General features: G+C 42.8%; 20 protein-coding genes and 1 tRNA gene. 10 read left to right on the top strand and 11 right to left on the bottom strand.

The window, feature by feature from the left end; all coding sequences use genetic code 11:
- Positions 1 to 361: 361 nt before the first annotated feature.
- Positions 362 to 1,687, bottom strand: a complete 1,326-nt coding sequence (locus tag ACXAFI_RS14210; protein WP_475109332.1) for a CAP domain-containing protein — start codon at positions 1,685 to 1,687, stop codon at positions 362 to 364.
- An 893-nt stretch (positions 1,688 to 2,580) separates the two neighbouring features.
- On the opposite strand from ACXAFI_RS14210, the gene ACXAFI_RS14205 reads away from it, so the two are divergent.
- Both ACXAFI_RS14205 and ACXAFI_RS14200 read left to right on the top strand, forming a co-directional pair.
- Positions 2,581 to 3,387, top strand: a complete 807-nt coding sequence (locus ACXAFI_RS14205; RefSeq protein WP_475109331.1) for a hypothetical protein — start codon at positions 2,581 to 2,583, stop codon at positions 3,385 to 3,387.
- 20 nt (positions 3,388 to 3,407) lie between these two features.
- Entirely contained in the window at positions 3,408 to 4,304 is an 897-nt protein-coding gene (locus tag ACXAFI_RS14200; protein WP_475109330.1) for a fatty acid desaturase family protein, read from the top strand.
- A gap of 40 nt (positions 4,305 to 4,344) precedes the next feature.
- On the opposite strand, the gene ACXAFI_RS14195 is transcribed toward ACXAFI_RS14200, so the two are convergent.
- Positions 4,345 to 5,247, bottom strand: a complete 903-nt coding sequence (locus tag ACXAFI_RS14195; protein ID WP_152452101.1) for a LysR family transcriptional regulator ArgP — start codon at positions 5,245 to 5,247, stop codon at positions 4,345 to 4,347.
- Positions 5,248 to 5,349: 102 nt separating this feature from the next.
- Here ACXAFI_RS14195 and ACXAFI_RS14190 point away from each other — a divergent pair, with 102 nt between their 5' ends.
- Positions 5,350 to 5,988, top strand: coding sequence for a LysE/ArgO family amino acid transporter (locus ACXAFI_RS14190; RefSeq protein WP_253868862.1), 639 nt, complete (start codon positions 5,350 to 5,352; stop codon positions 5,986 to 5,988).
- Positions 5,989 to 6,115: 127 nt separating this feature from the next.
- Here the strand turns inward: ACXAFI_RS14190 and ACXAFI_RS14185 are convergent, their stop codons facing one another.
- Positions 6,116 to 7,207, bottom strand: coding sequence for an acyltransferase family protein (locus tag ACXAFI_RS14185; protein ID WP_475109329.1), 1,092 nt, complete (start codon positions 7,205 to 7,207; stop codon positions 6,116 to 6,118).
- 317 nt (positions 7,208 to 7,524) lie between these two features.
- Positions 7,525 to 8,409, bottom strand: coding sequence for a DUF4396 domain-containing protein (locus ACXAFI_RS14180; RefSeq protein WP_475109328.1), 885 nt, complete (start codon positions 8,407 to 8,409; stop codon positions 7,525 to 7,527).
- Positions 8,410 to 8,930: 521 nt separating this feature from the next.
- Between ACXAFI_RS14180 and ACXAFI_RS14175 the strand changes: the two genes are divergently transcribed.
- Positions 8,931 to 9,581 (top strand): class I SAM-dependent methyltransferase, encoded by a 651-nt coding sequence (locus ACXAFI_RS14175; protein WP_475109327.1) that lies wholly within the window; start codon positions 8,931 to 8,933, stop codon positions 9,579 to 9,581.
- Between the two features lie 224 nt (positions 9,582 to 9,805).
- Here ACXAFI_RS14175 and ACXAFI_RS14170 read toward each other — a convergent pair whose 3' ends face one another.
- Positions 9,806 to 10,828: a patatin-like phospholipase family protein gene (locus tag ACXAFI_RS14170; protein ID WP_475109326.1), complete on the bottom strand. Its 1,023-nt coding sequence runs from the start codon at positions 10,826 to 10,828 to the stop codon at positions 9,806 to 9,808.
- A 637-nt stretch (positions 10,829 to 11,465) separates the two neighbouring features.
- Here ACXAFI_RS14170 and ACXAFI_RS14165 point away from each other — a divergent pair.
- Complete coding sequence (locus ACXAFI_RS14165; protein WP_475109325.1) at positions 11,466 to 13,412, top strand: aconitate hydratase; 1,947 nt, start codon at positions 11,466 to 11,468, stop codon at positions 13,410 to 13,412.
- 165 nt (positions 13,413 to 13,577) lie between these two features.
- Here ACXAFI_RS14165 and ACXAFI_RS14160 read toward each other — a convergent pair whose 3' ends face one another.
- Complete coding sequence (locus ACXAFI_RS14160; RefSeq protein ID WP_475109324.1) at positions 13,578 to 14,273, bottom strand: alpha/beta hydrolase; 696 nt, start codon at positions 14,271 to 14,273, stop codon at positions 13,578 to 13,580.
- Positions 14,274 to 14,585: 312 nt separating this feature from the next.
- Between ACXAFI_RS14160 and ACXAFI_RS14155 the strand changes: the two genes are divergently transcribed.
- Positions 14,586 to 15,305 (top strand): helix-turn-helix transcriptional regulator, encoded by a 720-nt coding sequence (locus tag ACXAFI_RS14155; RefSeq protein WP_475109323.1) that lies wholly within the window; start codon positions 14,586 to 14,588, stop codon positions 15,303 to 15,305.
- Positions 15,306 to 15,503: 198 nt separating this feature from the next.
- Here ACXAFI_RS14155 and ACXAFI_RS14150 read toward each other — a convergent pair whose 3' ends face one another.
- Positions 15,504 to 15,980: an NYN domain-containing protein gene (locus ACXAFI_RS14150; RefSeq protein WP_475109322.1), complete on the bottom strand. Its 477-nt coding sequence runs from the start codon at positions 15,978 to 15,980 to the stop codon at positions 15,504 to 15,506.
- A gap of 667 nt (positions 15,981 to 16,647) precedes the next feature.
- Between ACXAFI_RS14150 and ACXAFI_RS14145 the strand changes: the two genes are divergently transcribed.
- Together ACXAFI_RS14145 and ACXAFI_RS14140 are read left to right on the top strand one after the other, a co-directional pair.
- Positions 16,648 to 16,875, top strand: coding sequence for a hypothetical protein (locus ACXAFI_RS14145; RefSeq protein WP_475109321.1), 228 nt, complete (start codon positions 16,648 to 16,650; stop codon positions 16,873 to 16,875).
- 43 nt (positions 16,876 to 16,918) lie between these two features.
- Complete coding sequence (locus tag ACXAFI_RS14140; protein ID WP_475109320.1) at positions 16,919 to 17,176, top strand: hypothetical protein; 258 nt, start codon at positions 16,919 to 16,921, stop codon at positions 17,174 to 17,176.
- A 356-nt stretch (positions 17,177 to 17,532) separates the two neighbouring features.
- Here ACXAFI_RS14140 and ACXAFI_RS14135 read toward each other — a convergent pair whose 3' ends face one another.
- Entirely contained in the window at positions 17,533 to 18,030 is a 498-nt protein-coding gene (locus ACXAFI_RS14135) for a GFA family protein (protein ID WP_475109829.1), read from the bottom strand.
- A 33-nt stretch (positions 18,031 to 18,063) separates the two neighbouring features.
- On the opposite strand from ACXAFI_RS14135, the gene tnpA reads away from it, so the two are divergent.
- The gene (tnpA, locus tag ACXAFI_RS14130) at positions 18,064 to 18,498 is read left to right on the top strand and encodes an IS200/IS605 family transposase (protein ID WP_475109319.1); all 435 of its coding nucleotides are present in this window, start codon (positions 18,064 to 18,066) and stop codon (positions 18,496 to 18,498) included.
- A 702-nt stretch (positions 18,499 to 19,200) separates the two neighbouring features.
- Here tnpA and ACXAFI_RS14125 read toward each other — a convergent pair.
- The 3 genes from ACXAFI_RS14125 to ACXAFI_RS14115 form a co-directional block, all read right to left on the bottom strand.
- Entirely contained in the window at positions 19,201 to 19,926 is a 726-nt protein-coding gene (locus ACXAFI_RS14125) for an outer membrane beta-barrel protein (RefSeq protein WP_475109318.1), read from the bottom strand.
- 2,983 nt (positions 19,927 to 22,909) lie between these two features.
- A tRNA-Leu gene (locus ACXAFI_RS14120) sits at positions 22,910 to 22,996 on the bottom strand.
- Positions 22,997 to 23,152: 156 nt separating this feature from the next.
- On the bottom strand, positions 23,153 to 25,096 hold the full coding sequence (locus tag ACXAFI_RS14115) for an acyltransferase family protein (protein WP_475109317.1): 1,944 nt from the start codon (positions 25,094 to 25,096) through the stop codon (positions 23,153 to 23,155).
- A gap of 323 nt (positions 25,097 to 25,419) precedes the next feature.
- Here ACXAFI_RS14115 and queA point away from each other — a divergent pair, with 323 nt between their 5' ends.
- Positions 25,420 to 26,493: a tRNA preQ1(34) S-adenosylmethionine ribosyltransferase-isomerase QueA gene (queA, locus tag ACXAFI_RS14110; RefSeq protein ID WP_475109316.1), complete on the top strand. Its 1,074-nt coding sequence runs from the start codon at positions 25,420 to 25,422 to the stop codon at positions 26,491 to 26,493.
- The last annotated feature ends 5 nt before the right edge of the window (positions 26,494 to 26,498 follow it).

The raw sequence follows: 26,498 nt of genomic DNA, 5'->3' as shown, positions 1-26,498 counted from the left end.
CAGGATACCGTCTATAGCTCCCTATTACCCATCGGGTAAGGAAAATCTACCGTATTCTTCAGAGATCCTTTAGAGCCGCCATAAAGAATTCTGACTATGGAAAAGCTAAAACTATGGTCCTCTATGACAGATAAAATAGTTATTAGTAGTTAGAGATCGGTGAGTTAATAAGTCAGATCATCAAGGTACGCATTGAGCCAATTGATATTGGCTGCAATTTTTCTTACGAAGAACAACACTTGAGACTCTTACTAGGGCCTGCCTACATTCACTATTCTATCTTTGATAATTGAAGTAGGTAGGCCCTAATAACCTTCTTGGCCCCTTGAGGCATCAAATGCTATATTAGGCCCTTGCAAAGTTAATCAACAACTATATCCAGAAATGCTGGCTGACTTCTTTGATCAGCATGATCCACAGCAATTATTTTATATCTATACTTTTTTTCCTGACCTAAATCAGAGTCACTGTAGGTCAAGTGACGAGTTTTACCTATAAACTCCTCATCGCGGAATATCTTATAGTGATGTGTGCCACCATTTTTAATGGCTTCATTCCATGATAATATTACTTTTCCTTCAGAGTATTTATATTTGAACCCTGTTACCTGGGGGGGAGCACCCTCATTATCGTAAAAGCTACAAGGTACTATATCTCTGCCCAAGCCATCGGTACACTGATCTACATTCTTATTTCTTTTTTCTGAGGCATTCCAATCTTTGGCTATCCCTCCTGTACACATGTTATCAACACAGTAGGGAAGGTCGTAGTTTTGGCACGTTCTACAGGTTTCATATCCCCAGCCGTTGGTGAAAGGAATACGTCGGCTCTTATCTAATGAGGGGAAGTAATTACATACCACCACATGTGCGCCATCGTTATAGGCAGGGTTACTAGAACCAATAATGCTATCGCATTCCGCTACAGCACAGCCAACATAACGGGTTTCTCCATGGCATACCTGGGCCCAATGGCCACATGTTTCTGCATGGCAGAATTCATTATCCCAGTCATACCCATAGCTTTCATCATACCAAGATTTAACTGAGCCGGCCCAGGTCTCGGCAGCATACTGCGATGCCGGTGGATTAAAAATATTAATTGAAACATTTTCTCCGATTTCAATACTACCAGCGGGCAATACAAAAGATACTTCACCTTTAACTTTTTCAAATGCCTCTCTAATACCGGCTGCCTCATTTAAGTGACCAAAATAGCAGGCTGATGCTCTTTCTTTGGCCATTTTTGCCAAAGCATCGTCCCAAAAAAGGGTCTGCATATTACCAGCAGATTCTGGGCCGTTACCTTCTCCAGATTCACCCTTCGCGCATCTCTCCCGGTACTCATTGTGAGTGTCTAACATGATACGTTTTTGTTCCAAAGAGAGTTCAAAGGAACCATCTTCACCGGGATCGGGATCGGGATCGGGATCGGGACCGGGATCGGGATCGGGATCGGGATCGGGATCGGGATCGGGATCAGGGTCGGGATCAGGGTCGGGATCAGGGTCGGGATCGGGATTGGGATTGGGATTGGGATTGGGATTGGGATTTTGGTTCATCTCTCCACCATCACTAACCTCAGGAATGCCTTTATTGTCATTGTCGGAACCACCCCCGCCACCTGAACAGGCAGCCAGGAGGGCGGATAAACAGATAGCTGTTATTAGTTTGAAGGAATCATTCATATCAGACCCACTTTACACGTTGTACTTTTATAAAATCGAGCGAATTATAGAGAGGCATTTCCGTTATTCTGTGAAGCGTGACATGTATTTTATTGCAATATGATTGATGGTTTATGGACTGTTGAGAAGGTAAATTAATTAGTGAAAAATTTATTTTTTCTTCGTTTTTTAATCTTGATGCTTGATTTTTGTAATAGTGGAAAGTGAAACGGCATGATATTTATTGAATGGTGCCCTAGAGTAAATTTACTTTAAGTAGCTCGGGTTTCTCTTGAGGCTGTTGGGCCGGAATCTCAAGGTGAGTTGTAGCTGCGATTAAAACAAATATGGACTAATAGCGATCGCTCAGTAAAAGTTTCAGCTGGTTTTCAATGAAAGTTGCTCCAGATCTTCGGTAGGTTAATTTTAATCAATCGTCATATGTTAAGCGTCAGTTTGTCATTAGAGGCCTGATTGATGTCCTCTTATTTTAAAAAGATTTTCGTAAAGTCAAGTGTGCTTAATTTTAGTCTTGCCATTTTTGGAGGTGCTAATTTATTGATTAATATATTTTACTTGGTTGGTCGTTTATATGAGTGGCCTCTTTTTGTGTAAATTGGATCAGCAATTAAAGGTGTTCAGTAGAGGTAAGCGATTTGTATAGTGCTTGTCTAAGTAGTGTGTGGGGAAATGTGTCATCCTATGGGTATGTTTAGGGTGTTTTATTAATCGCAATGCTATTAGGTGGCAATAAGTGAGAATGTACACTGAATACCTGTGGCGATATCCAGATAATGCTTATGTTGATTTAAATGACTTTTTTCTAAAGTCAAAATTACAAAGTGTTGTGTGTTAGGTCTGGCTCTGTAATATTACATAAAAGATCTCTCAAGACTAATGACGTAATATTCACTATGTATCAGTTTACCTATGAGCCTACCCCAAAAAATATTCTATTGGATTTGATGGGCGTTAATAAGCGACATGAACTGGCAACCAGTCAGCTGGGTTTCATATCTGATGCATTTGATATTTCCACAAATAATTTACGGGTGACACTAAATAGATTGGTGGGTACCGGCCTGATCACTCAAAATCGGCGTGGTATCTACAGTTTGACAGAAAAAGCACTGTCCAAACGCGCTTTTATAAACCGTTGGAAAAACAATACCTTTCAATATGATAACTGGGATTTCAGGTGGATAGCCTGCCACCTACCTAAAAGAACATCACGTGCAGTTCGTAAGAAATCATTAATGGTACTTGAGTGGTATGGGTTTGCCGAAGGTTTGGATCACCTGCTGGTACGACCCAATAATCTCACACTGAGTCATGCGGAATTAACCGATATGCTGATTACACTAGGTCTTGAAGCCAATGCGCACTGCTTTGTCTTGCAGGATGTATCGGACATACTGGTTAATCAATGGGGACACCATTTGTGGGATATTAAGCGTTTAGATCGTGAGTATGATGCCTTGATAGATACTCTTGAGAGCAGTCTTACAAACCTGGCATCAAAGCCTGTCAAAGTCTCTTTATCTGAAACATGCCGCTTGGGAGGCGAGGCTATCCATCGTTTAGCGACCGATCCTTTACTACCAAAAGTAATCAGGCCACAAAATAAATACCAGGAACTTAAAAGTATTGTACGCAAGTATGACCGTACAGGTCGCAATATTTGGTTGGAACAATTGCAGAAGTTAGGCGTTGACACATAATCACAAAATGGTGACTTGCAATGAATATCCCCCTCAGTAAAGAAGAGGTTAAGCCGTTCCTACAGCGTAGTGATGCCAAGGCCTGGTGGATAGTGGTCAGCACTTGGCTCGGTATAATGGGAATTTTTACCATAGCCGCGTTATTGCCACACTGGGCAACTTATATTGCTGCAGTATTTTTACTTGCTGGGCGGCAGCAGGCCTTGGCAGCCATTATGCACGAAACTGGTCATAAAACACTTTTCGCAACTCGAGCCTATAACAATTTTGTTTGTAAGTGGTTGTCTTCACCGTTTTTGTTAATGGATGGAGAAACCTATATAAAAAGTCATATGATGCATCACCGCAAAGCGGGTACAGATCAAGATCCAGATCTGCAAAACTATAAGGATTATCCTGTCAGTAAAAAGAGTTTGGTAAGGAAGTTTTCCAGAGATTTTTTGGGGTTAACTGGTTTAAAAGCGAATTTATATTTATTTTTGAGTGGGCGAGACTTACTAAGCCGTAAAAAGCGAGTGAATTTTCAGTTAACCCGAGGTTTATTCGTTAATAGTGTAATGTTTGCCATACTGTGGGCTTTTGGTGTCCCGCAGCTATATCTATTGTGGATTGTGGCTTATCTTACCGTGTATATGGCTATTATACGAATGCGGCAGATCGCCGAACACGCTGGAGTCAAAGATCTTTACCACTTGGAACCAAAATACAATACGCGTTCGGTTCCCAGGGGTATTTTAGGGCTCCTGTTTGTCAGTCCCACTGAAGGTTTGAGTTACCACTGTGAACATCATGCCTTCATGGCAGTGCCCACATATAACCTCAGGGCGTTGCATAAGTTGCTAAAGGATCGTGGTTATTACGATGATGTTGAGCTGGCCAGTAACTACTTCGGTGTTTTGAAACAGGTAGTGAGATGAGGCGTAGCTAAGGTCAAGTATTTACTCGCACCAGTGCCGCTTACTGGTGCAATGCTTTATGGGCATACTCAGCCAAAGTATGCGTGATTTCTTTAATTAATTTGGATTTCAAATTCCAAACATGCCAGTACAAGGGGATTTTCAGGTGCTGATCTGGAGTTAGCTTGATCAGTTTCTCTTGTCTTAACAAATCCTCCACTTGTATATCTGGTGCCATTCCCCAGCCTAAGCCCAATGTCAGAAAATTGAGGAATCCCTTAGAGGAGGGGATTTCGTGAGATGGGTACTGGCCGGCCTCTATGCCCCAAAACTGCTTTAAGTAGCGGCTTTGCAGCTGGTCCTTATAGTTGAATTCAACTGCGGGAGCATAGCGAAATTCATCCACATCGACTGGGTCCGAGAAGTAGTGTGCTTTAAAAGCCGGAGTGCATACCGGGTAGTAGGCCATGTGTCCCAAAGGAATGGACTGGCAGCCCTGCAGGTTACTGGTTACCGAGCTAATACAGCCAATGACTTCTCCGTTCTTGAGCAGCTCCAAGGTGGCTTCCTGGTCATCGACCTTCAAGTCAACAAGTAGGTGGTGGGAACGAATGATGGGGGTTACGGCTTTAAGGAACCAAGTATCCAGGCTGTCCGAGTTAAGGGCGATACGCACCTTATTTTGGTTGCTATAGCGGGTTTTGCTGCCCTCCGGGTCTATGTCTGCCAGCAACTCGTGTTGCAGGAGGTGCATCTGTTGGAAATAACCCAGCACCTTAAGGCCGGCTTCAGTAGGGCGCAGTGGTGTTGATCGGATGAGTAGAGCCTGCCCGACTTGTCCCTCAAGCGCTTTGATTCGCTGGGATACAGCAGATTGACTGACGTGAAGTAAAGCGGCGGCCTTATCAAAACTCTGCTCCTCTACCACGAAAGCAAAGGCCTGAAGCTGTTTAAGATCTAACATAAGATATTCTTATGAGGTATCAATATAATTAAATTTACTTATTCTAGCTCGCCTCTTAATCTCCCGCCACTTTTCCGACCCGCACACCGCGGGCAGACCCCAATGACCACAGGAGGCAACGTGATTTCGGGTTTGCTACTAGCCCCTCTGACAAAGGGCTTTATCACGACTATCAGCTTGATCATGGCAATTGGCGCGCAGAATGCTTATCTATTGACGCAGAGTATTCGCCGCCAGTATCACTACAGTATCGCTGCGCTGTGTGTTCTGATGGATATTGTCCTGATCACCAGTGGTGTCTACCTGGTATCACACTTGGCCCAGGCAGAAGGGAACTGGATGCTCTGGTTGACCTGGTTGGGAGTGGCTTTCCTGGTCGGCTACGGTGCTATGGCGTTTCGCTCCGCCTTTACCAATAAGGGGCTGGAGGACAAGAAGGAGTGGGTTAAATCCAGGCGTTCTGCCCTGATCACCGCCGTAGCACTTACCTTGCTAAATCCCCATGCCTATGTGGATACCGTTGTTTTGATCGGCTCGGTCGGTGCCCAGTACGCAGGGGAAGGTACTTTATTCTTTGTAATTGGCGCCTGCAGTGCATCGGTGCTTTGGTTTGCGCTGTTATCGGTTGGTGGCAGTATGATGCAGCCGCTGTTTAAGAACCCAAAAACCTGGCGAGTACTGGATGTATTGGTGGGTATTATGATGTGGTCAATTGCAGCAAGCTTGCTGTGGGCACAGTAACCAATCAGATTAACGGAGCGGTCATTGGGGTTTTTTTAAGCTATCCGCTCCGATTCATACATGCCTGGATAAGCCAGGCATGCATGAATAATCATTAGCTTCCCATTGTGGATAAGTGGAAAACCCTCTAGGCAATCGCCATTTCTTTATGTTCAGTCTTTCTGCTTAAGTGGCGCCCCAGATTGATAGCGGGTTTCTCAATCAGCCTGTACACCAGAGTTCCCAGGGCAATACTCACGAGGGTCGTGGCTAACATATAGACCTCTACAGAATAAGCAGAAAATGACTGTGCCCACGACTGCTGTATGCTCCAATTCAGCCCACGCATCACAATGGGGTGGAACAGATAAACCGAATAACTGATGGTTCCCAACGCTACCAGACCGCGCCATGGCCTAAAGGGGACTAGCAGAACCACAAAGAAAATAGCCAAAGCAATTAAGTGAGGCAGAGCAAAGCGCAAGGGGTCTTCGGTTACGGGTTTACCTACCAAGTAAAGAAATAAAACCATTAGAGGGATTGAGAAGGTGCCTGCCACTGCGAGAGTGGCATACCAGTAGTTAGTCTTACGCACATAACAGTGTCGGATTAAGGTTCCGCAGAACATAACAGCGATACAGAAAGGAATATAAGTAACGCTTGGGGCCATCTCTGGCAGTTTTATGGGTAACTTTTCCAATAATTGCCAACCTACAAATAGAGATAACCCACCCCAACAGAAGAGTAGTAGGACCAGAGGGTTAGCCAGTTGCCGTTTTGCAAAAATCAACGCACATAAGCAGTAAAAAATTAATTCAACTGTCAGCGTCCAGTAAAGCCCTTGTACATTATCAAACCCCATTAACCCCTGCAGCATGGTTGTATTTGCGGCAATAGTGGCTGCAGGATACATCCAGTCGCTGATAAGCCAAGTTAGCCCTAGTGCCATAAATAGCGATGTCCAGTAGGCTGGATAAAGACGGAAGAAACGGCGAATGGCAAAGTTCTTTAAAGAGCTTTGAGTACCAGAGAGGCTAAAAGGAATAACAAAACCTGAGATTAAAAAGAAACAGATTACACCTATTCGGCCAAAATCTAGCTGGTTCACAAACTCAGCCAGCTCGGTGCCATGTTGGGCGATACTGGAATTACGGATAAAAACTTCACTGCTGTGTTGCCAAACAACGAGAATTGCTGCAAGCCCCCGCAGTGCATCAAGATTCAGTAAACGGCTATTCATAGATTTGCTGTATTCCTTTCATCAGCAGTGTGAAACCCGTGGGTTCATATTTTTCTATATCACTAGGGATCAGAGTGAAAAATCATGGCTGTCACTAATGGTGAAGCACAATTTTTTGTATATAAAAGGTACGCTTTTGCAAGGCGAGTCGCGCCTGAAATCAGGTCGAAAAAAAGTGCTTCGCAATCATAAATGTAAGATTTTCAGAAGCTTCAACCAACACTGATCCATTTGCGGATTTTACCATAAATCTACGAATTAAAGGATGACTTGGTTACTGTTTGCCGATTCAATCGACCTGTTTATGTGCCTGACCATCAAAACTTCAAGGGTACAAAGTGATTAGCCACCAGTATCGCCAGTAAAAGAAACAAGAAGGTTCCCACTATCCAAATACAAGAGAGAGCGATGGGCAGCGAGCGCATGATCATCCCATGTCCCTCATGGCCCGGCTGAGTAGAAGGAGTGGACATGGGCACAGTTGGCTTTATGTTGGCATCATGATTCGCTTCCGGTGAACAGAAGCCCAGGCAGGGTGCAGGCCCATCCTTCCCCGGTAAAGTCATACATCCATGCTTAAGATGGTTTTTAACAAGCCAATAGTTGATTGGATAAGCAATGACACCACCAACGATGCTTGCAAGGCTCATACGAAACCAAAATGTGGCCTTGCTAGGGTCTTCCGACTCTGGCCACAGGGAGGCCAATATCACCATGGTTGGAATCATTCCTCCCATCACCATATTCATAGAAACGGTTTCGGCGAAGAATGTTTTGCGCACTGCCCTTAGATACTTTCCCTGGTACATACCCAGCATCATCAGTGCCTGAAAGATGAATAATCCACAAATAAAGCCGGCAATATACTCAATGGTGGCATCCCAGCCATTGGTGAGCCCAAAGAAAGGGACGATGGACGCAGCAATAACAATGCCAGTGGCATCCCCAGCTAGGCAGTGCATCTCACTGTTAACGCTTTGTTTCCAGGTGGCCCGTGTAAAGGCATCGTGACCACCGGGAAAGGGGCGTCGGCAAGTCAGTAGGTACAGAATCAACCCAACAACACCTGTATATACAACAACCAATATCCACGCCATACGCTGTACCCAGCTAGTCGGTGCGTTGGTGATGGAATCCCAAACAACAAAGACCACACTTATAGCCGCGAAAATAAACCAGACAAGCATAGCGCCATTTAGCATGTCAGATGCTCTTTAAGTAATAGGCCGGTATCTAGTAGTTTAATTGATAGGTACCAGTTTTGGAGAGTCTGAATGAGTATTAGCCCTATCTATTCGCAGCTACATGCAGGTACATATTGATATATCTTACTGACTTTTTCTGGACTATGGTGCAGCAATAAAATCTTAGAAGATATTAGGGTAAACCCTTAAATACTCAATTTGAGACTGAGTTATATTTATCCGATTGATCCATCAAATGGTTTGGCTTAAGCTTGATTTGTTGAAGTTACCTAAGATTAGCTATTTTTACATATTGAGTTGACCTAGGCTCGTATATTATTCATTTGATCCTGCTTAGTAAAATTTGATGGTGAGTTTTAGGTACAACGCAACGGCAGTGTATAAAAAATTTTTTTTGGCACTAAACGATGATGTAAAAATCAACCAAAAAAACCGCTGCTAATTTCTACATTAATTGCAGTTTGTAAGTACATAAGGACTATTTATGTACTCAAAAATAGGTCTTAAATGGAGAAGAAATGTCTAAAGATCCTCAACTAGTGGCCGAACAGCTAAGGAAGCCCTCCGGTGCTCTAGCCTCCGATACTGCATTGCAGATGAATAAAGCCAATAAAGCAACGAACCTGGCCGCACTAGAATTGCTTAATGTGGTGGATCATGATCGTATTCTCGAGATTGGGCCCGGTAATGGTAAGTTTGCAGTCGATATACTTCGTCAAGGTTCCAGCATTCGCTATACGGGTGTCGATTGGTCTAGTGATATGGTCGCGAGTGCGAAATCTCTTAATTCTAAATATATTGAGTCGGGACGGATGGACTTTAAGGTGGGAACCTCAGAGAAGTTACCGTTTGTCGACAGTCAATTCGAGAAGGCGATTACAGTCCACACCATTTACTTTTGGGAGTCTATCAAAACGCATTTGTCTGAAATACGCAGAGTGCTGGTACCTGAAGGAAAACTTTGTTTAGCTTTTGGTGATAAGTCCTTTATGCAGAATCTATCATTTACACCGTTTGGGTTCCAGCTTTTTGATGAAAGCGATATTAGAGCTCAATTAGTTGAAGCTGGCTTTAAAGTTCTATGCTGTGAAAGGCATATTGAATATGGTGAGAGTAATACCGGCGATCTGGTGGAGAAGTTAATAAATATCGTTTTATGTGAAGCTTAAAAATGGAATTAAATGCAGCTAGAACAAATTTGGTCTTGCTGCTGAGTATATCTGGTAGAATTTGGATAAAAAACTAGCTTGTTAAGGCTCAAGTACAGAATTGGCATTTTTAGTATGGAAAATCCATGAGAAGATTTTCAAGGTGCGGCCTCTATTTGCTAGGGTGTTTGAATGATTAGTTGGATTAGTTATTGGTTTCGTTAATTTTGTATTGATAGGTATTATTATTTTTGTTTAAATTGATGGTTACCTTGTGTATTTACCAATGTTCGAGCAATTTTATCTAATAATTGATCATGGTGCTTTGCATTTTTTTCACCAGATCTCTTTAGTTTTTTCAAGTTTTTAGGGGACGCATCATCTAATGTAGGGTTGGCATCATATAGATTTGGTTGAATCCGGTAGTACTTGGTGTTTTCTACAGTTGTTGAAATTTGTTTCAGGTAATAATGAGTCATTTGAGCTCCGCCACTCAGAGCGATATCGATAGAAGGACGTGCCCAATTAAAAATGCCCCAGTCTTTCACTTCTTTGTACTTGTAGCTTCTTAGTTGTTTGCCTGTACCTAGAGATACAATAATCATATCCTTGATCCCCCCCACACCGCTAAACTTAATGGCTTCTGAGTAAGCACATAAAGCGGGGTCACTGGCAACCATTCCACCGTCTACCAGTATATATTTTTTGTTAATTGGTGATAGTGAGTAAATACGTGCGGGCTCAAAGTAAGTTGGCGCAGCGGTGCTGCCTCGTAATAAATCTCTTACCAAGAAGTCTTCATTTCTCACTATGGCACAATGTTGTCTAAAAATGATTTGCTCTCGCTTTTTGATGTCGTAGGAGATGAAGCAAGAAGGTTTTAATAATTTGCTTAACCTTGTATTTCCAAAGTGCTTTTTTAGTACCTTTTCTAATTCATGTGTGGAGTATTTTTCCCCCCTGAGAAATCTCCACTTATCCAGGTAGGGCCAGATTCCAGTATCAAATACCTTACCTCCTTCTTTGAGGTAAATATCGACAGCTTCCTGTGCAGTGAATTTTGGCCTTCCCGCTTTGTTGGGGCAAATATAGGCTGCACCTAATATTGCGCCGGTGCTTGTTCCTGCGATCAGGTCAAAAAAGTCTCCTATTTTGGCGTCGGAGTTGCCCGATTCCACCTTTAGTTTATTCTCAAGAGCGACCAATATTTCACCGGGTAATATCCCCCTTATCCCCCCTCCATCAATAGCTAGGATTCTGATCGTCACTTTTATTTCTCCTTAGATCTATTGATTATATGTGATTCTAGAAAGGTAGCACTAGCATGAACAATTAATACTTTAAATATTTCGTTTGATCAATAGACCTCAAAAGAGATTGCTACTTTCAATAAAATACCTGCTTGAAAGCCTTATTGGTGATAATTTTCATGAAAGACTTCAGGGGGGGGAGCGTTTGTGACGGAAATTATACATGCACAAATAAGGACCAAAGGACCTGGTGAGCTGTCGAATATTAAAAATACAATTATCCCCAATACTCTCAAGAAAATAATACCCGAAAATAAAAAACACTGAGGAAATGCTAATTCATTGATATATGCATGTAATTTAGTGGTTTATATATAAAATGTTTTTCGGTTCATGTGATCACTCGGAAAGCTTGGTCCACTTTCTTACCCACAAAATTTGATAGTATTGAATGGGATGAACCCTAGATTACCGTATTTCCCTATGACTATTAGGCTCAATGGTATCGGCCGGACGCTCAATTTACCCTGCCAATACATAAGATCAGTTAGGCGCACATAATAACTATCCTGACCCGGACTACAATGAATCAGGTTCAAGAGGCGCCGCAAGTGGAGCTTCTCAGATTAAGAAAACTTGCTCAAGGGTACCCACTATGGCTATGAACCTCGCACAGAAACTGATCAAGAGTCATCTCGTGAGTGGTTCACTGGAACCCGGTAGCCCAATAGAGATCAAGATTGACCAGACGCTGGCACAGGATGGTACCGGCACTCTGGTGATGTTAGAGCTAGAGGCGCTTGGTTTATCACAAATCAAAACTGAGCTTTCCGCACAGTATGTAGATCACAACCTTCTACAGACGGACTTCAAAAATGCGGATGATCACCTGTTCCTGCAAAGCGCTTGTCGCAAGTTTGGACTTTGGTTTTCACGTCCCGGTAATGGTGTAAGTCACCCGGTACATATGGCTTGCTTTGATATACCCGGAAAGACGTTACTTGGCGCCGATAGCCATACCTGTGCAGCAGGCTCTATGGGTATGCTGGCCATTGGTGCTGGTGGTCTACAGGTGGCCATGGCTATAGCTGGCGTTCCCTTCGCGCTGAAAATGCCGAAAGTGCTCGGCGTAAAGCTTGAGGGTGAATTGCCGCCCTGGGTCAGTGCCAAAGACATCATCTTGGAAATGTTGCGCCGGCAAACAGTTAAGGGCTGTGTGAATAAGATTGTCGAGTATCACGGCCCAGGCCTCGCCAATCTGACTGCTATGGACCGCCATGTAATCGCCAATATGGGCCAGGAGATGGGTACTACGGCCAGTGTCTTTCCTGCCGATGAAGCTGTGAAAGCCTTTCTCAAACAGCAGCATCGGGAATGCGATTATGTAGAAATGAAAGCCGATGAGGGTGCGAGCTATGACGAAGAGGACACCATTAATTTATCTGATCTTGAGCCGCTAATCGCCTGCCCATCCAGTCCAGACAAAGTGGTAACCGTACGTGAAGTGGCGGGTCGCCCTATTTACCAGAGCTATATTGGCTCTTCTGCTAACCCTGGGCTGAGGGATTTCGCCATACCAGCGCGTATCGTCGCAGGTCGTCGATTAGCCGACGATGTCTCTTTTGATATCAACCCAACCTCGCGCCAATTGCTCGAGGAGCTTAGCCGGAGTGGCGATCTCACAAAACTACTTGAAGTGGGCGCGCGCTTGCACCAAACAGGTTGTGGCGGTTGTATTGGTATGGGGCAAGCTCCGGCCACTGGCCGTATCAGCTTACGTACTGTGCCACGTAATTTCCCTGGTCGATCCGGCACAGCAGATGACCAAGTCTATTTATGCAGCCCTGAAACTGCCGCTGCCAGTGCTTTGAAAGGTGTGATCACCGATCCTCGTGATCTGGACATGGACTATCCCAGCTTTAGTGAGCCGGAATATCTGCCAGATATAAGACCTTTACTCCAGCCATCACAAGAAATCCCGGTAGCCGTTGAGCTGATTAAAGGTCCGAATATCAAACCGTTGCCAAACTTTGAAAAGCTTCCAAACACCTTAACGGGTCCGCTTTTACTGAAAGCGGGTGACAACGTTTCGACAGATGAAATACTGCCTGCCGGAGCGGATATTTTACCTTTGCGCTCAAATATCCCCGCCATTAGTCGCTATACATTTTCCCGTATTGATGAAAACTTTTACCAGCGGGCGATAAAATTGAATGGTGACTGTTTTGTTGTTGGTGGTGAAAATTATGGGCAAGGCTCCAGCCGTGAACATGCAGCGGTATCATCACGATTTCTTGGCGTAAGGTGCATAATTGCAAAAAGCATGGCTCGTATCCACCGACGTAATCTCATTAACTTTGGTGTTCTGCCACTACTTTTTGAGAGCTTTGATGATTACGATCGACTTGAGCAGGATTCAATTCTTGAGATTGACAAGCCAATAGCACAACTGAAGTCAAACAATTCTGTAAAGCTTTTGATAAAGTCATCCGGCGAGAGTATTAGTCTACGCAGTGACTTGTCAGCAGATGAAATAGAAGTGCTAGAGGCTGGTGGCATGATAAATCAAGTGCGAGAAAAGTATCTGAGTAATGAGAAATAGTAGGTTTTACTACATCCATAAATTACTCAGATACTTTCATAGATATTTTTATATCGAATAGCCTTTTACGCTAATTGCTATCCTGTTTTTCTAACCACTTTAGAATGATCTGATTTGTTTCTTCCGGTTTCTCCTGTTGAATCCAGTGGCCGCAGTTGAGACTGATTATATCAATATTGGGAACGAACTCTTAGGGATCAAGTCTCGATCGCCGTAAATCATAAGTGCTGGCTTTTGGATGGTTGGCTCTACATCTGCCAAGATCTGCCAATTTCGGTCAAGGTTTCTATACCAATTAATACTACTTATGAACCCTGTTTTCTCAAATGCGGAAATAAAAACAGCCAGTTCGCTATCACTCATTAAGGGCTCGCCAAGTGGTGCTTCTGCTTTGGCGAGATCGATCATCATCATTCCAGGCTCAGGTGGTGCTGGAGGTATGTTCTTGCGGAATATATTGCGAAGGAATTGTGAAGTATTTGCATCTAACACAGTGTCCGCGATGCCTGGCTGTCGGTTAAAGTGAACGATGTAATAGTCGCTTCCTAGGAATTCTTCCATAAACTCGACCCACGGCTTTTCTGTGCGAGCTTGGTAGGGTAGGGCCATGTTTATAATTTTGTTGACCCGGTTTGGATGTAATTGCGCAAGCCCCCAAACCACCATTGCACCCCAATCATGGCCGACAAACGTGGCATCTTTGTATCCGTAGTGATCAAGAAGCGCGACGAGATCACCCGACAAGTTTTCAATGTCATAGTCAGTTACATCGGCAGGACGGGATGAATTGCCATAACCACGCTGGTTTGGAACGATAACGTGGTATCCGGCTGCGGCAAGTACAGGCAGCTGGTGGCGCAAGAATAGGCATGCTCTGGCCAGCCGTGACAAAGCACAATTGGTTTCCCCATATTCGGTTGGCCTGCCTCAAAGACTTCTAACTCAACGCCGTTGACTGGAATAAGAGTGGGCTTGGGGAATTCGGTTAGATTCAACAATGTATTTCTCCTTTTTTGAGGCTCAGTAATGCCCTATGTGCCGGACAGCCCCTTTTCTTCGACTTGGGGCTACGGTGTGCGTTGCAATTTCAGAACTCCTTTGCTGAAAAGAACAGATATAGGCTAAAATCAAATGGTGCCAAATAATGTCACCATTTAATAATATCCTTACAAAATGAGTGTTCGCCTTCGACAAGACGCCATCGTGCGCAGCCTTCGCCGAAATGGTACTTCTACGATTACTGACTTAGCAGAAGAGGTCGGTGTATCCAGGCGTACAGTGTTGCGTGATATTAGCGCACTGCGCGATGAGGGCTTTGTTATCCATTCTGACCCTGGTCCTGGGGGCGGCCTACAATTAGACCCGCAATCGGTCCAAACCACAGCGCGTCTCTCGGTTGCCGAGGTCTTTGCACTCCTTATCAGCGTTGCATCAATGCGTGCGGCCGGGAATTTACCTTTTTCGGGGCTTGCAGATACTGGGCTTGCCAAAATAGAGAAGGCTTTGCCACAGGACAAAGTACGTGATTTGCGTCGGTTTTTAGACTGCTTATATATCGGTAAGCTTTCACCGCAGGTAGACGTATCAAATATTCACGAAATGGAGCCCGCACTGCTCCCCACTTTCGAGACAGCTTTTCTCCAGCGGTTACAACTAAGCTTCCAATACCGTGATGCAAAGGGATCTGTAACCAGTAGGGTTGTTGAACCACAGGCGATGCTGATTTTACCACCTCTATGGTATCTGGTCGCTTGGGATCCCGCACGCAAAGACTTTCGTCATTTTCGAATGGACAGGATCAGTAAACCGGAGTATCTCAAAGGCAAAACATTTCGGCGGCGACATGTTTTATTCGAAGATGGCGTCTCTTCAGTTCGTCATTCACCACGTTAATCTTTGCAAGGTGACAAAAACTGATCTTTGGGATCTGGATACATTTTTGTTAGCGGGTGCGACATAGTGGCTTTAGCTAGGTTATCTTATTCAGAGCCAAAAGAGATGTTGATATGCTATTAGTGTATTGGTTCAACCTGCTTGGAATCTGATTCAATATAGGGGCTAAAACAAAAGTATTTCACTTTTCGCCCATGTTTATTTGAGTAAAAGCTTATTGTCAATTGGGATAAATTCACTCGCCGCATTAAATAATGTGGCAGCGGTCAATTCTGGTACGCCATATACTTCAACCTTTTTATCTCTATCTAATTTGAGCTTATGCACAAGAATATCAAAGTCACCATCACCTGAAACCAAAACTATAGTATCTACCAAGTTTGAATATTCCATTGCATCTATTGTTATCCCCACATCCCAATCACCCTTGGCGGAACCATCGGACCGTTGGGTGAAGGGTTTTAGTTTCACTTCAAAACCGATAGATCTTAAGATATTTTGAAATTGATACTGTTTTCTATCGCCGCGGTCGATAGCGTAGGCCACGGCTTTTACGACTTTCCTTCCATGAGTTGCTTCAGACCAAAACTTATTGTAATCAAAGTTTCGTTTATGGATTTGCCTGCATGTGTAATAAACATTCTGCACGTCAACAAGAATGGCAACCTTTTCCATTTGATATTCCAATAATGTTAAAAGCCTGATACTAAAATAGCGATATTAAGTGTTATTACTTAAGTCGGTACTTTATGTTGCTCGCCTTTCAATTTCAAGTGACAATTGTTAGTCAATACTAAATTTTGAATGTTCTGGATTATAAAAACAGGATATTAAAAATGACAGCATGTATTGGCAAAGTGATGGTATATAAATTCAATGCTGTGCAAACCGAACGCTTGGAATGCCTTCTACCCTTAGTGAATAATGGTGCTGATCGACCAAGTTAGCGCTATCTACTCAACGATATAAATCAAGATAAGCTAATAAGCGCTTAAATCGGTTATTCGGGCCGTATTTCAGAAAATCTGTTTCTCTTAATAAGTAGAGTAGCGTTGAATGAAGTTTAGTCTCCCTTGACTAATTTTAATTGAAACAGGGCTACCTTTCTGAACGACCAATTTTTAGCGATGTTATTAAGCGGTTTTTCGTCGTTTCGACAGATCCCAGTATATTCCGCGACTCATTCAGACCTCAAAAATCTCCAAGACCCCACTTTGTGATAACAGATTGATTTTTAGTCTATTCAGGGCTCATTAAGGGTGTTGAGTCCATTGTGGGTTGACAAAGCGGGATCACCATATCTTATACTGTATGCATGTACAGTGGTTTGGTAAGGGTAGTCATGGGAACCAGAAGCATCATTTTCGACGGAGAGCCTGTCCGGATTTGCCGATATCGCTCGGATTATGACAACCGAGCAATGTATGCTATCTGTATGCTGAATTATACGAAGTATGTGCGCAGCTTTTCAGTTTCTGTAGGTGTAAATCTGCGCAATGAGTTGGATCTGACATTGACGCAGATGCGGGAGGTTGAGCGCAGTATGGATTGGCTGGCAGCCACTGCTTAAGAATGTAAGTGCTTAAGCAGTTTTATTGATAAGGAGATAGATCATGGGAAGAAAGATCAATCGATTCGCAATTTTTGCAGAACGAATTCATTTGATGAATGGCGGTGCAAAAAGTTTTAGGGATTCTGCACCCACAGAGAAAGCCGCCATGGAGCTGGCAGAAGAAATTGCTAAGTCTGAAAAAGCGGTGTTTTATTCTTGGCTGCAAATTCTCGATATTATGACTGGTAACTATACCGAGTATTCAATCAAGACCGGTGGGGTGTTGGAGGAAAGAGAGTGTCCGGACAGTAAAAACTGAATAGCTAATGAATGGCACCCTCTGGCTTCAGCCAGGTTCGATAAAAGTGAAGAGGGCATCATAGAAGAAGGCATTATAGAAGGGAGCCTTAACCGTTGCGAGAGTGGTCGGGGAAATCCTTTTCTTGAGAGGTTGTTATTCTGTTAAAAGGCTATCAGCTATGTTGTTTTGCACTGTTCCAATTTTAATTTGAGCTGTCACTAAAGTCGGTATTTTCACTTAAGTGTCAGCTCACTTGCTATTTAAATTGATTGTTTTCGGTCAGATAGGGGTTGAGCCTATGACCGAAAGATTAATTTTATATTTCTTTTCTTCGTTTAGACCTGTGGTTTTCTCTCAGTCAAAAAAATAATAATTTATTTGTAGTCATTGACAAGCTGCCCATTTGATGATCCCTTGAATTGAGGATGTTCGTCATCAATTTCGTAAAAATCAGATTTTTCGCGGGTGTAAATATGCCCCATGGTTTTCAACCCGGTTGGGCCATCTAGTGATCCTGCAATAATTCCAGTGGCATCGAGATTAAATGGCTCCCAGAAGAGGCTTGAGCCACATTGCTGACAGAAGCCTCTGCGGGCTACTTCTGATGTTTTATACCACGCCAGCCCGTCATCTTTTGTTATCTTAATATTGACCTTGCGAGCCTTTGTGTGAGGGCCGAAACTTCCATGTAGTTTTTGACACATACTACAGTGGCAGTTAACTACGTTGCGTAGTGGCCCTTTAACCTCATATCGTACAGCTCCACACAAGCAGCCACCGGAAGTAATTAATACATAGGTAAACCACCGCCTCTGGCGGTGAGACTTGACAGGGCTCTGCCGTTCCGGCGTGCAGAATGAAAAATATGGCATCCATGAACCGGCAAGTTCTATAAAGGAGGCCATATGCGAGATTGGCAGTGCCAAGCTCACGTGAAGCATTATTGCAGGTACCACGTGGTATTTGTGCCTAAGTATCGAAAGAAAGCATTATTTGGAACATTGAGACGGGAGATCGGAGCGATATTTCGAGACCTATGCCGTCAAAAGGGTATTGAGTTGATTGAAGGGTACGCAATGAGGGATCACATTCATATGTTATTAATGATTCCTCCGAAGTTCAGTGTTTCCAATACGGTTGGGTTTTTGAAAGGGAAATCTGCGATCCAGATATTTCGAAAGTACAAACATGTACAGAGAAATTTTTCAGGAAGACACTTTTGGGCCAGGGGATACTGCGTTAGTACAGTTGGGCTCGATGAGCAGATGATTCAAGAGTACATCAAGAATCAAGAGATTGAAGAGCGCCGTCAAGAGCAGATGCACCTGGCGGGGTTGTAGCTAGCCCCCTTTGGGGGCTTTCACCATACCACCCGCTATGCGGGTGATTGCTGATTGAATTCTTGCTATTCATATAATGAGCCTAAAGCTTAGTTAATATGAGAGTTTAAATTAAATGTGCCTTGTTATTGTCTTTAAGGTGGCTCTTTTAAATTGCTAACGCTAATCTAATAAAGAGATTTAAACATAACTCTTAATAGCCTGGCCAGCTATTTATCCGTTCTTTGATACGATATAAAGTACGATGTGATGGCGGCTCCTTATTACACACATATAGCTAAGTTTGAAGCCAGATTATGTATCATAGTTTAAATCCCCCCGCGGTGATGCTCATGATTTTTACTAGATCTCTATATCTCTGCCGCACAGAAATGCTTTTCGCACGCAGCGGGAGACGTAGTGGTAATAGCGGGTAACCTCTAGTAAAGTTTGAGTACTATTTGGAAGAGGTATTGGACACCCTCTATCTTTCTGGGTATTCATACAGTGCTTTATTTGGTGGTTCAAGTGTTTTCAATATGGGTGAAGCTTGAGGCTACTACCTTAATTGGGTGTCCAGAATTTTTTCTTACGCCTTGAATGTGAGTATTTTAATTTGCAACTTCAACCAATTGACCATTTTCTTGCGGCACTGCTTATTTGAATACTATAGATTGCCTAAGTTTGTTACGGGCTGCCTCATCCCGAGCATTCATTACTGCACTAAAAATGATACCTTGCACCTGCACTCAATAAACCCACATCAATATCATCTAGTTTATAGTTCTCATATTCCACAACTACAGAGGCTCGCCCTATATTATAAGAAAGGCCCATGCCATAAAATATATCGTGGCCTGTGCTCTCTTCCACATACGAATTTCTCCCATCAAAGACTTGAAGATAATCTTCCTCGCAGAAACACACGGATTCTGAAGGCTCACCCCGAAAGAATGTTTCCGCATTCCAAACTGATCTGGCGGATAAGTCCCAATAATATAAACCCGTTTTCATAAAAATATTTAAATTTTCACGAAACGGAAGAATTCCCAAAATTGCTATCGTTTCTCCTTCTGAACTCAAAGAGGTTTTTCCTTTTAAAGAATATGACCCCACTTCATTCCATTGATCAGTCAGCCCTGTACGAGAGCTTGAAAACTCATCCCCTTTAGCTGTGCCAAACTCAACATACCCAAATTCCAGTGCCCAATATTGGGATGGTTGATAGCCGATAGTAAATTTATAAGCATCACCATGAGCATTGATATCTAATTTTGGAGGGGACCACGGTAAAGTATTCCCGTCTAACTCTGAAGAGCCATCATATCTTGATTGTCCTAGATAAGCCCCTACGTAAATGCTGCTCGCAGATTCACTCGCCTGCACTTGAATGCAGCCAGTTACCATTATGGATAAAAATATTTTTCCGTAAAATTTTTCAAATTTCATTTAAATAGCTCAATGATTAAAATTTTATTTTTTCAACAAACATAAAAAGGAGTCTTTGAGAGGCTCCAAAGAAAATTTTGTTGATTGAAAGAAATACGTATATATACTCTGAAGTAATCTATAAGTACTGACTTTATTGGGGATTCTTGCTTCATGCGTAGCCGTTTGATTTTTTGTGCGCAACTGTACTTAAAAAATTCTGATTAGTTGGCTTCTAGCCATACAAAATATGTCACACATTCAAAAAGATTTTTTTTAATCAAAAATTAAGTCTCCAATCGCTTTCCCCTCCTTCTTCATTGTTTGATATTCGCATATTAGACATACTGACTCTAGATCAGCAAGTAATTCTTCCTGATTAACAAGCTGGTAAAGCCAGCTAGTAGACATTAATTCGGGGTGTTTTTCTATAAACCTTGATAGAAGACCTTTCCATACCCAAAATTGTCTATTATATACCTGAATGGATGTTCAATTTTTGCCCTAAACTGCATTTTTATCTTTTCCACCTGTTGTATCTTAGCTTGGTCAGGAAGGTGTCTTACCTGACTCCGCTTATCTGCAGTGTGCTGCTCCACATTTTTAGATTCAAGCTCATTGCATTTTTTCGAGCCCGTTTAGTTAGAATCTCTCCCCAGACTAGCTTCTCTTCACCATGCGGTAGTTTGCTCATCACAGTATTGTCATGTTTGTTGGCTGCTATTGTGTCGAGACTATACATAGGTCCGAGGGCAATATCTGTACCAGTATGCATCTTCATTCCAAACTACTATAGATTGCCTTGTTTGGCTTGGTGCATTTTTGGATTACGCTCCTACTTTTATTCTTAGTTGAAGTAGAGATAGCAGTAGCACCTACAATGGTGCCTTCATGTAGAACCATATCTTTCTCAGAAAGGTATTGATTGATCTTTCTAAAAAGAGCCTTACCCAGCTGACTCAATTCCAGTAAATGGAGAAAGTTAAAAATCCTTGTCTTGAATTGGGTTGCTTATAGTTAATCCAGTAAAATTACTCATAGATTCGATTTCATATAGCGCATCTTTCGCAGCTGGATCGCAGAGATTACAAAATAGCTGTACACAATGAGTGCGCAGCATGATACTCGACGGATGCGTCAATCATCCAGGATTTCTCTGTGGGTAGCAAGAAGATATTTGAGCTTCTAGTCGTTGTTATAGGATCAGAGCATCTATCTGAACAAGAAATTTTTCATGGCGGATTATACTGCGCTTTATATTGTATTCCGCTTCGGCAAAGATGACGTGGTACATTATTTATTGCAGCTTTTATGAATTGAATAATATCAATTGACCTGGAGTTATTTAGAGATTCCTTGGTTCAGCGCGCACTCACCAGCATTCAGCCCTACTCCGCTCTGCTCCTTTACCCAGCGTTGCAGGTTACTTATGGTAGTTCCTGTGGCTCTAGAGATTGAATAGCTCTTTCAAGAGCTTAGAGCTACAGCATTTTTTTGAATTCTGGCTCGTAATGTCTACATTTACCTTTTGTTGTCATACTTTATTTCACTTGGTAGCTTTACCATCTTAGTGAAGTGTCTGGAGGCATTATCATTTACTTTCAAGGGTTTTTGAATAATCGGTTTCATTTGTGTGATGATAAAGAATTCTACCCAAAGAAAGGATCTTAGTATCCGCTGCAATTACTTGTGGTACGAAAGTGCCGCTACACAAGTGGAGTCGTATTTAGCGTCAGACTCAAATGTTGTTATGCTTTTTGGATAATGGATGGAGCTTCACCTTATTGGGTGGCAGGTTCTCTTTGTATTTGATCGGCATGACCATCTTCGGCATGTGCAGCTTCAACTCTTTCGATTATTTTTCCTTCGCTTCTAATGAAGTCGCCGTCAAATGATGATTAGTTTCCCGAATAGAACTGTAGTATCATTTCCGTTTTCATATACTTATTTGTTCAATAAATTGTAAGGGAATAACCTCTTCAAATTGCTCTTTTGTTGGTCCTTTGCTGAAATATTTGTAATCTCCATCTCCATCTCCATCTCCATCTCCATCTCCATCTCCATCTCCATCTCCATTTGCTTTTGTTGTATTGAACTGATAGCAGGTGGCTTTAGCCCTTTACAATGTCTCTCTGACAAAAATAGATTGCTCAATCTCTTCAGTTGTCGTTAGTTCTTTAGTATCTATTTGACTGAATGCATATGGCTTCGAGTAGTTTTTTAATGATTGAGGCTAACTAATCTATAGCAACGAGTTAAGTGCATGATACTAGTTGTATCAGGATCTGGCTCAGCAGACCTTGATATGGAACCTGTGTTATTGGTTCAGAATTACAATTCAGATTTTCCATCTGATAATGCAAAGTTAGCAATAGTCACAAGTTAAGCTGTTAAAGATTCTGATTGGAGCTCGGTTTAGCAAAGGCTAAAATCGTAGAGTTAAATAAAAAACACCAATTGATTCAAGAGTTACTAGTCCAAATCTTTACTTTTTTCGGTTGTACGCTGGTATATAATAAATAATCTGTGGAGCATGGCAATTACAGTACCTACCACTGAGACTACTTGAAGCCACATAATTGGTTTCGGGTAAAGGGCTGTTTCTATGCTCTCCATTCAATACTCCTTTTTTTTAAATCTAATTAGCTAACTCCTAACGCTAATATATAACTGAGCTTTTTTCCCTGCCTGTAGCTTCTTGTTTCTTTTGAAGTGAAAAATTAGAGGCTATTAGGAGAATGCCCTTACGTAATTAAAGTGCAACGGCGAAGATGGTAGTTCTAACCTTGTGTTTCAGGATTTGTGTAAAAGTCGTTAGGCCGTGTGAATTTATCCACTTAAAAGAGCACGTATACAGGCGTAGTGTCATAAATAAGTTGAAACATCACGTTCCCAGGAGTAGAAACACACTATCGTCGACACTTTGGCGCATAATGCATCGTTTTAGATTTTGAGAAAAAATGAAAAAACCCGCGAAAGCCAACGCTATCGCGGGTTTGATAGATGGTACCAGAGGCCGGACTCGAACCGGCACGCTTTTAAGGGCGGGGGATTTTGAATCCCCTGTGTCTACCAATTTCACCACTCTGGCAGGATTTGCAAGAATGATATCAGGCTTAAGAGCTATGTCAAGAGAAAATTTAAGTTTAACTGACCTATGAATTATTGGTTGGTTATGAACTTCTTCATTTTATAAGAGGGAAAGAGAATAGCCCCAAGAGACTTACTCACGTCGATCATATATAAATCATTGGGCCAGTCGTAAGAAATGATAAGTTAGAAGATCGTTTAGCTTTTTACTGCCTGTCGTAGAGATATGGTCGTCGTCAAAATAATAGGAGGCGCTTAAACTTCCCACAGGGCAATGGGTTTCACTACAGAAAGTCTTCGTTGGATTTAGAATGTGAACCATGCTGTATTTATTTGCCTCTTTGGTAAGTATTCCGTTTGTTTTTTTCTGGAAGTTTTCATGTGTAAGTTTTTTAATTGAATTTTGAGCGAGTAATTCTTCTGATATTCCTTCTGTGAGAATAGATTTCATATAAATCTTTTCTGGGGAATCTTTTTGCATTGGAACCTGCAGCATTATTAAAATGTTGGTTTTTTCATCGTTAAGGCGCCCAAGGGTGTAGGATATTCCATGATGAAAAGCTTTAACTGATTCAGTTCTATTTTTTATGCCTGTAGGTTTTAGAGATAAATATTGGAGGCTTTTTCCTGAGTATAAACCTTCTGTGTAGTAGGTCCATCTTGCGGCTAAAAATACAATATCATAATTTTCTTTGGTGATGTGGTCTATTATTTTTTCATTTAACCGGTGGCAATTCCTCTCATCTTGATCCTTGCGGATTGGATAAATTCCAGCTAGTGGAGGGCAGCCCATGAAGCCTGCATATGTGACAGATAAATTATTTTTCAGTGCCACTTTTTCAATAGATGGAAGGGCGTAAAATAAGTGGGAGTCACCAAATGCAAATACTTTCTTGTCGCCTTTTCCTAAAGTGCAAAATTCTTGATGGTCTTCATGAAGGTATTTCTTGTTGAAGCATTTATATTGCTTTCTTGTTATGGTGTCTAGGACTTCTTCGGGGATGTTTTTAAACTCCTTATTCGGTGAGAACTTGAATACAATTGTTCCTAAAATTGTAGTAATTAACACCATGTATAGTGGGTGGTACCTCAAGATGGGTGTGGTGGAGTTAATGTTGGGCTTTCTTGTTTCGATAGTTTTATAGCTAATATATCCTAGTATTATTGAGCAGGGTAAGCCTATGTAAATATAATTTTGGTCGAGAGAGAAATAAGAAATAGCTACAACTAATGGCCAGTGCCATAAATATATTGAATAAGACCAGGCCCCAATTTTCTGAAACGCGAAGTTGTTTGTGATAACGCTGGAGTCTCGGCTCGCCTGAATTATTAGGTATGTGCCAACAGTGGGGAGAGCTGTTAAGAGCCCTGGCCATGCCGCTTCATCTGAAATGAAGAAACATGATGCGAGAATTGTTGTTAATCCCGTTCCCTCTATAATTCTTTTTGTATTTTCTGTTTTTATTTGTAGTGGATAGAGGTAGGCTAGTCCTCCAAGCATCATTTCCCAAGCCCTTGTGGGGAGGAGGTAGAAGGAGGCTACGGGCGCGATACTTGTTGCTATTATTGATGTTCCAAAACCCATAATGGTGCATGCTAGTATAATTTTCTTAAGAGCATTTTGCGATGTGAGCTTCCTTGTAGCTAGCAAGGCTATTGGGTATAGCAAATAAAATTGCCATTCTACCGATAAAGACCAAGTGTGTAGAAGCCACTTCTCGTGAGAGGCTGTATCAAAATAGCCGGACTCCCGCCAATAAATAATATTAGAAAAAAAGCCTGCGCTACCTATTGAGTGTTTTCCTAGATTCTCATAGTCAGTTGGTGTTAGTAGAAGCCAGCTGATGGTAAGTAATATTATGCAAAGGGCAAATAAAGGAGGAATAATCCTGTTGGCACGTGCGGCATAGAATCTTGTTAGGGAGAAGTCTCCCCTTTCCAGCCCACTATAAATAATTTTTGTCATTAAGAACCCTGAAATGACAAAGAATATATCGACGCCTATAAATCCGCCTGGCAGCCATGAAGGTATAAAGTGGAAAAATAAAACTGCAATTACTGCAATGGCCCGAAGGCCATTAATATCGGCTCGAAATGGCAAATTTCTATACTCAAGTTGCAAAAAAGTGAAGGGGTATTTTCCATATGCCTAGAGGAAAGGCTAGCGCGTATAGGTAGGTTCTTAGTTCATGTGTCTTACATACCGTTTACGGCAAATGTTTTGAATCTAGCAAATTTTTTACAGATAGATGATCGTTTATCTTGTTGAGGTGCTGGTGTCAATAGGGGGTACCTATGCATCTGATCAGATTACTGCGTGCAAAGGCTGGCATGGCTGACAATTTTTTGCGTCCCAGTTAACAGCTCCTAAAATTTCCTATAACCTTCGCGACCTCTCCATAGTTTCTAGATTTCCAGGATTCCATGCAGCGTCAGGACTTTGACTTTCATCTGCCCGATGAGCTGATCGCCCGCGCGCCTACTGAAGAGCGCCGCGGCAGCCGTCTTTTGTGTCTGGATGGGCCCAGTGGGGCCATTGCACATCGGCAGTTCCCAGATATTCTCGATCAGGTACAGGCAGGTGACCTGATAGTCTTTAATGATACCCGGGTGATCCCGGCGCGTTTGTTCGCGCAGAAGGAGACCGGCGGTAAGTTGGAAATCCTGGTGGAGCGGGTGCTCAATGAGACGGATATCTGGGCCCATGTACGCTCCAGTAAGTCGCCTAAGCCCGGTTCCATCATTGTCCTTGAAGACGGCACCCGTATAGAGGTGACCGGCCGCAAGGATGCGCTGTTTGAATTGTCCTTCCCCAAAGAAGAGGGTGTGCTGGCGATTCTGGATCGCCTCGGCCATATGCCGCTGCCTCCTTATATTGATCGTGAAGATGATGCCAGCGATCGCGAGCGCTACCAAACCGTATACGGCCGCAATGCCGGTGCTGTGGCGGCGCCGACGGCGGGGCTGCACTTTGATGATGAAATGATCGGGGCACTGCAGGATAAAGGTGTCGAGGTTGTCTTCGTGACCCTGCATGTGGGTGCCGGTACTTTCCAGCCGGTGCGCGTAGACAATATTTACGAGCACCAGATGCACAGCGAAGTACTGGACGTCTCCCAGGAAGTGGTGGATGCGGTAGCCGCTTGCCGCGCTCGCAATGGTAGCGTGATTGCGGTGGGTACCACCAGCGTGCGCGCGCTGGAGAGTGCGGCGCGCAGTGGCCAGTTGCAGGCCACGGTGGGGGAGACAGATATCTTTATTTATCCCGGTTATGAATTCCAGGTTGTGGATAAGTTGGTCACCAACTTCCATCTGCCGGAATCCACCTTATTGATGCTGGTGAGTGCCTTTGCGGGGTACCAGCATACGATGGCCGCTTATAAGGCCGCTGTTGAGGAGCGCTATCGCTTCTTTAGTTACGGCGATGCCATGTTTATTACCCGCGATCCCAATGCCAAAAAAGAAGAAGTCGCACCAGCGAAAGGAGATACCCAGTGAGCCGC

It is taken from the genome of Microbulbifer sp. ABH2_005 (assembly GCF_056160005.1).
The sequence above is the reverse complement of the archived record's forward strand: the minus strand, read 5'-3'. Positions and strand labels throughout refer to the sequence as shown.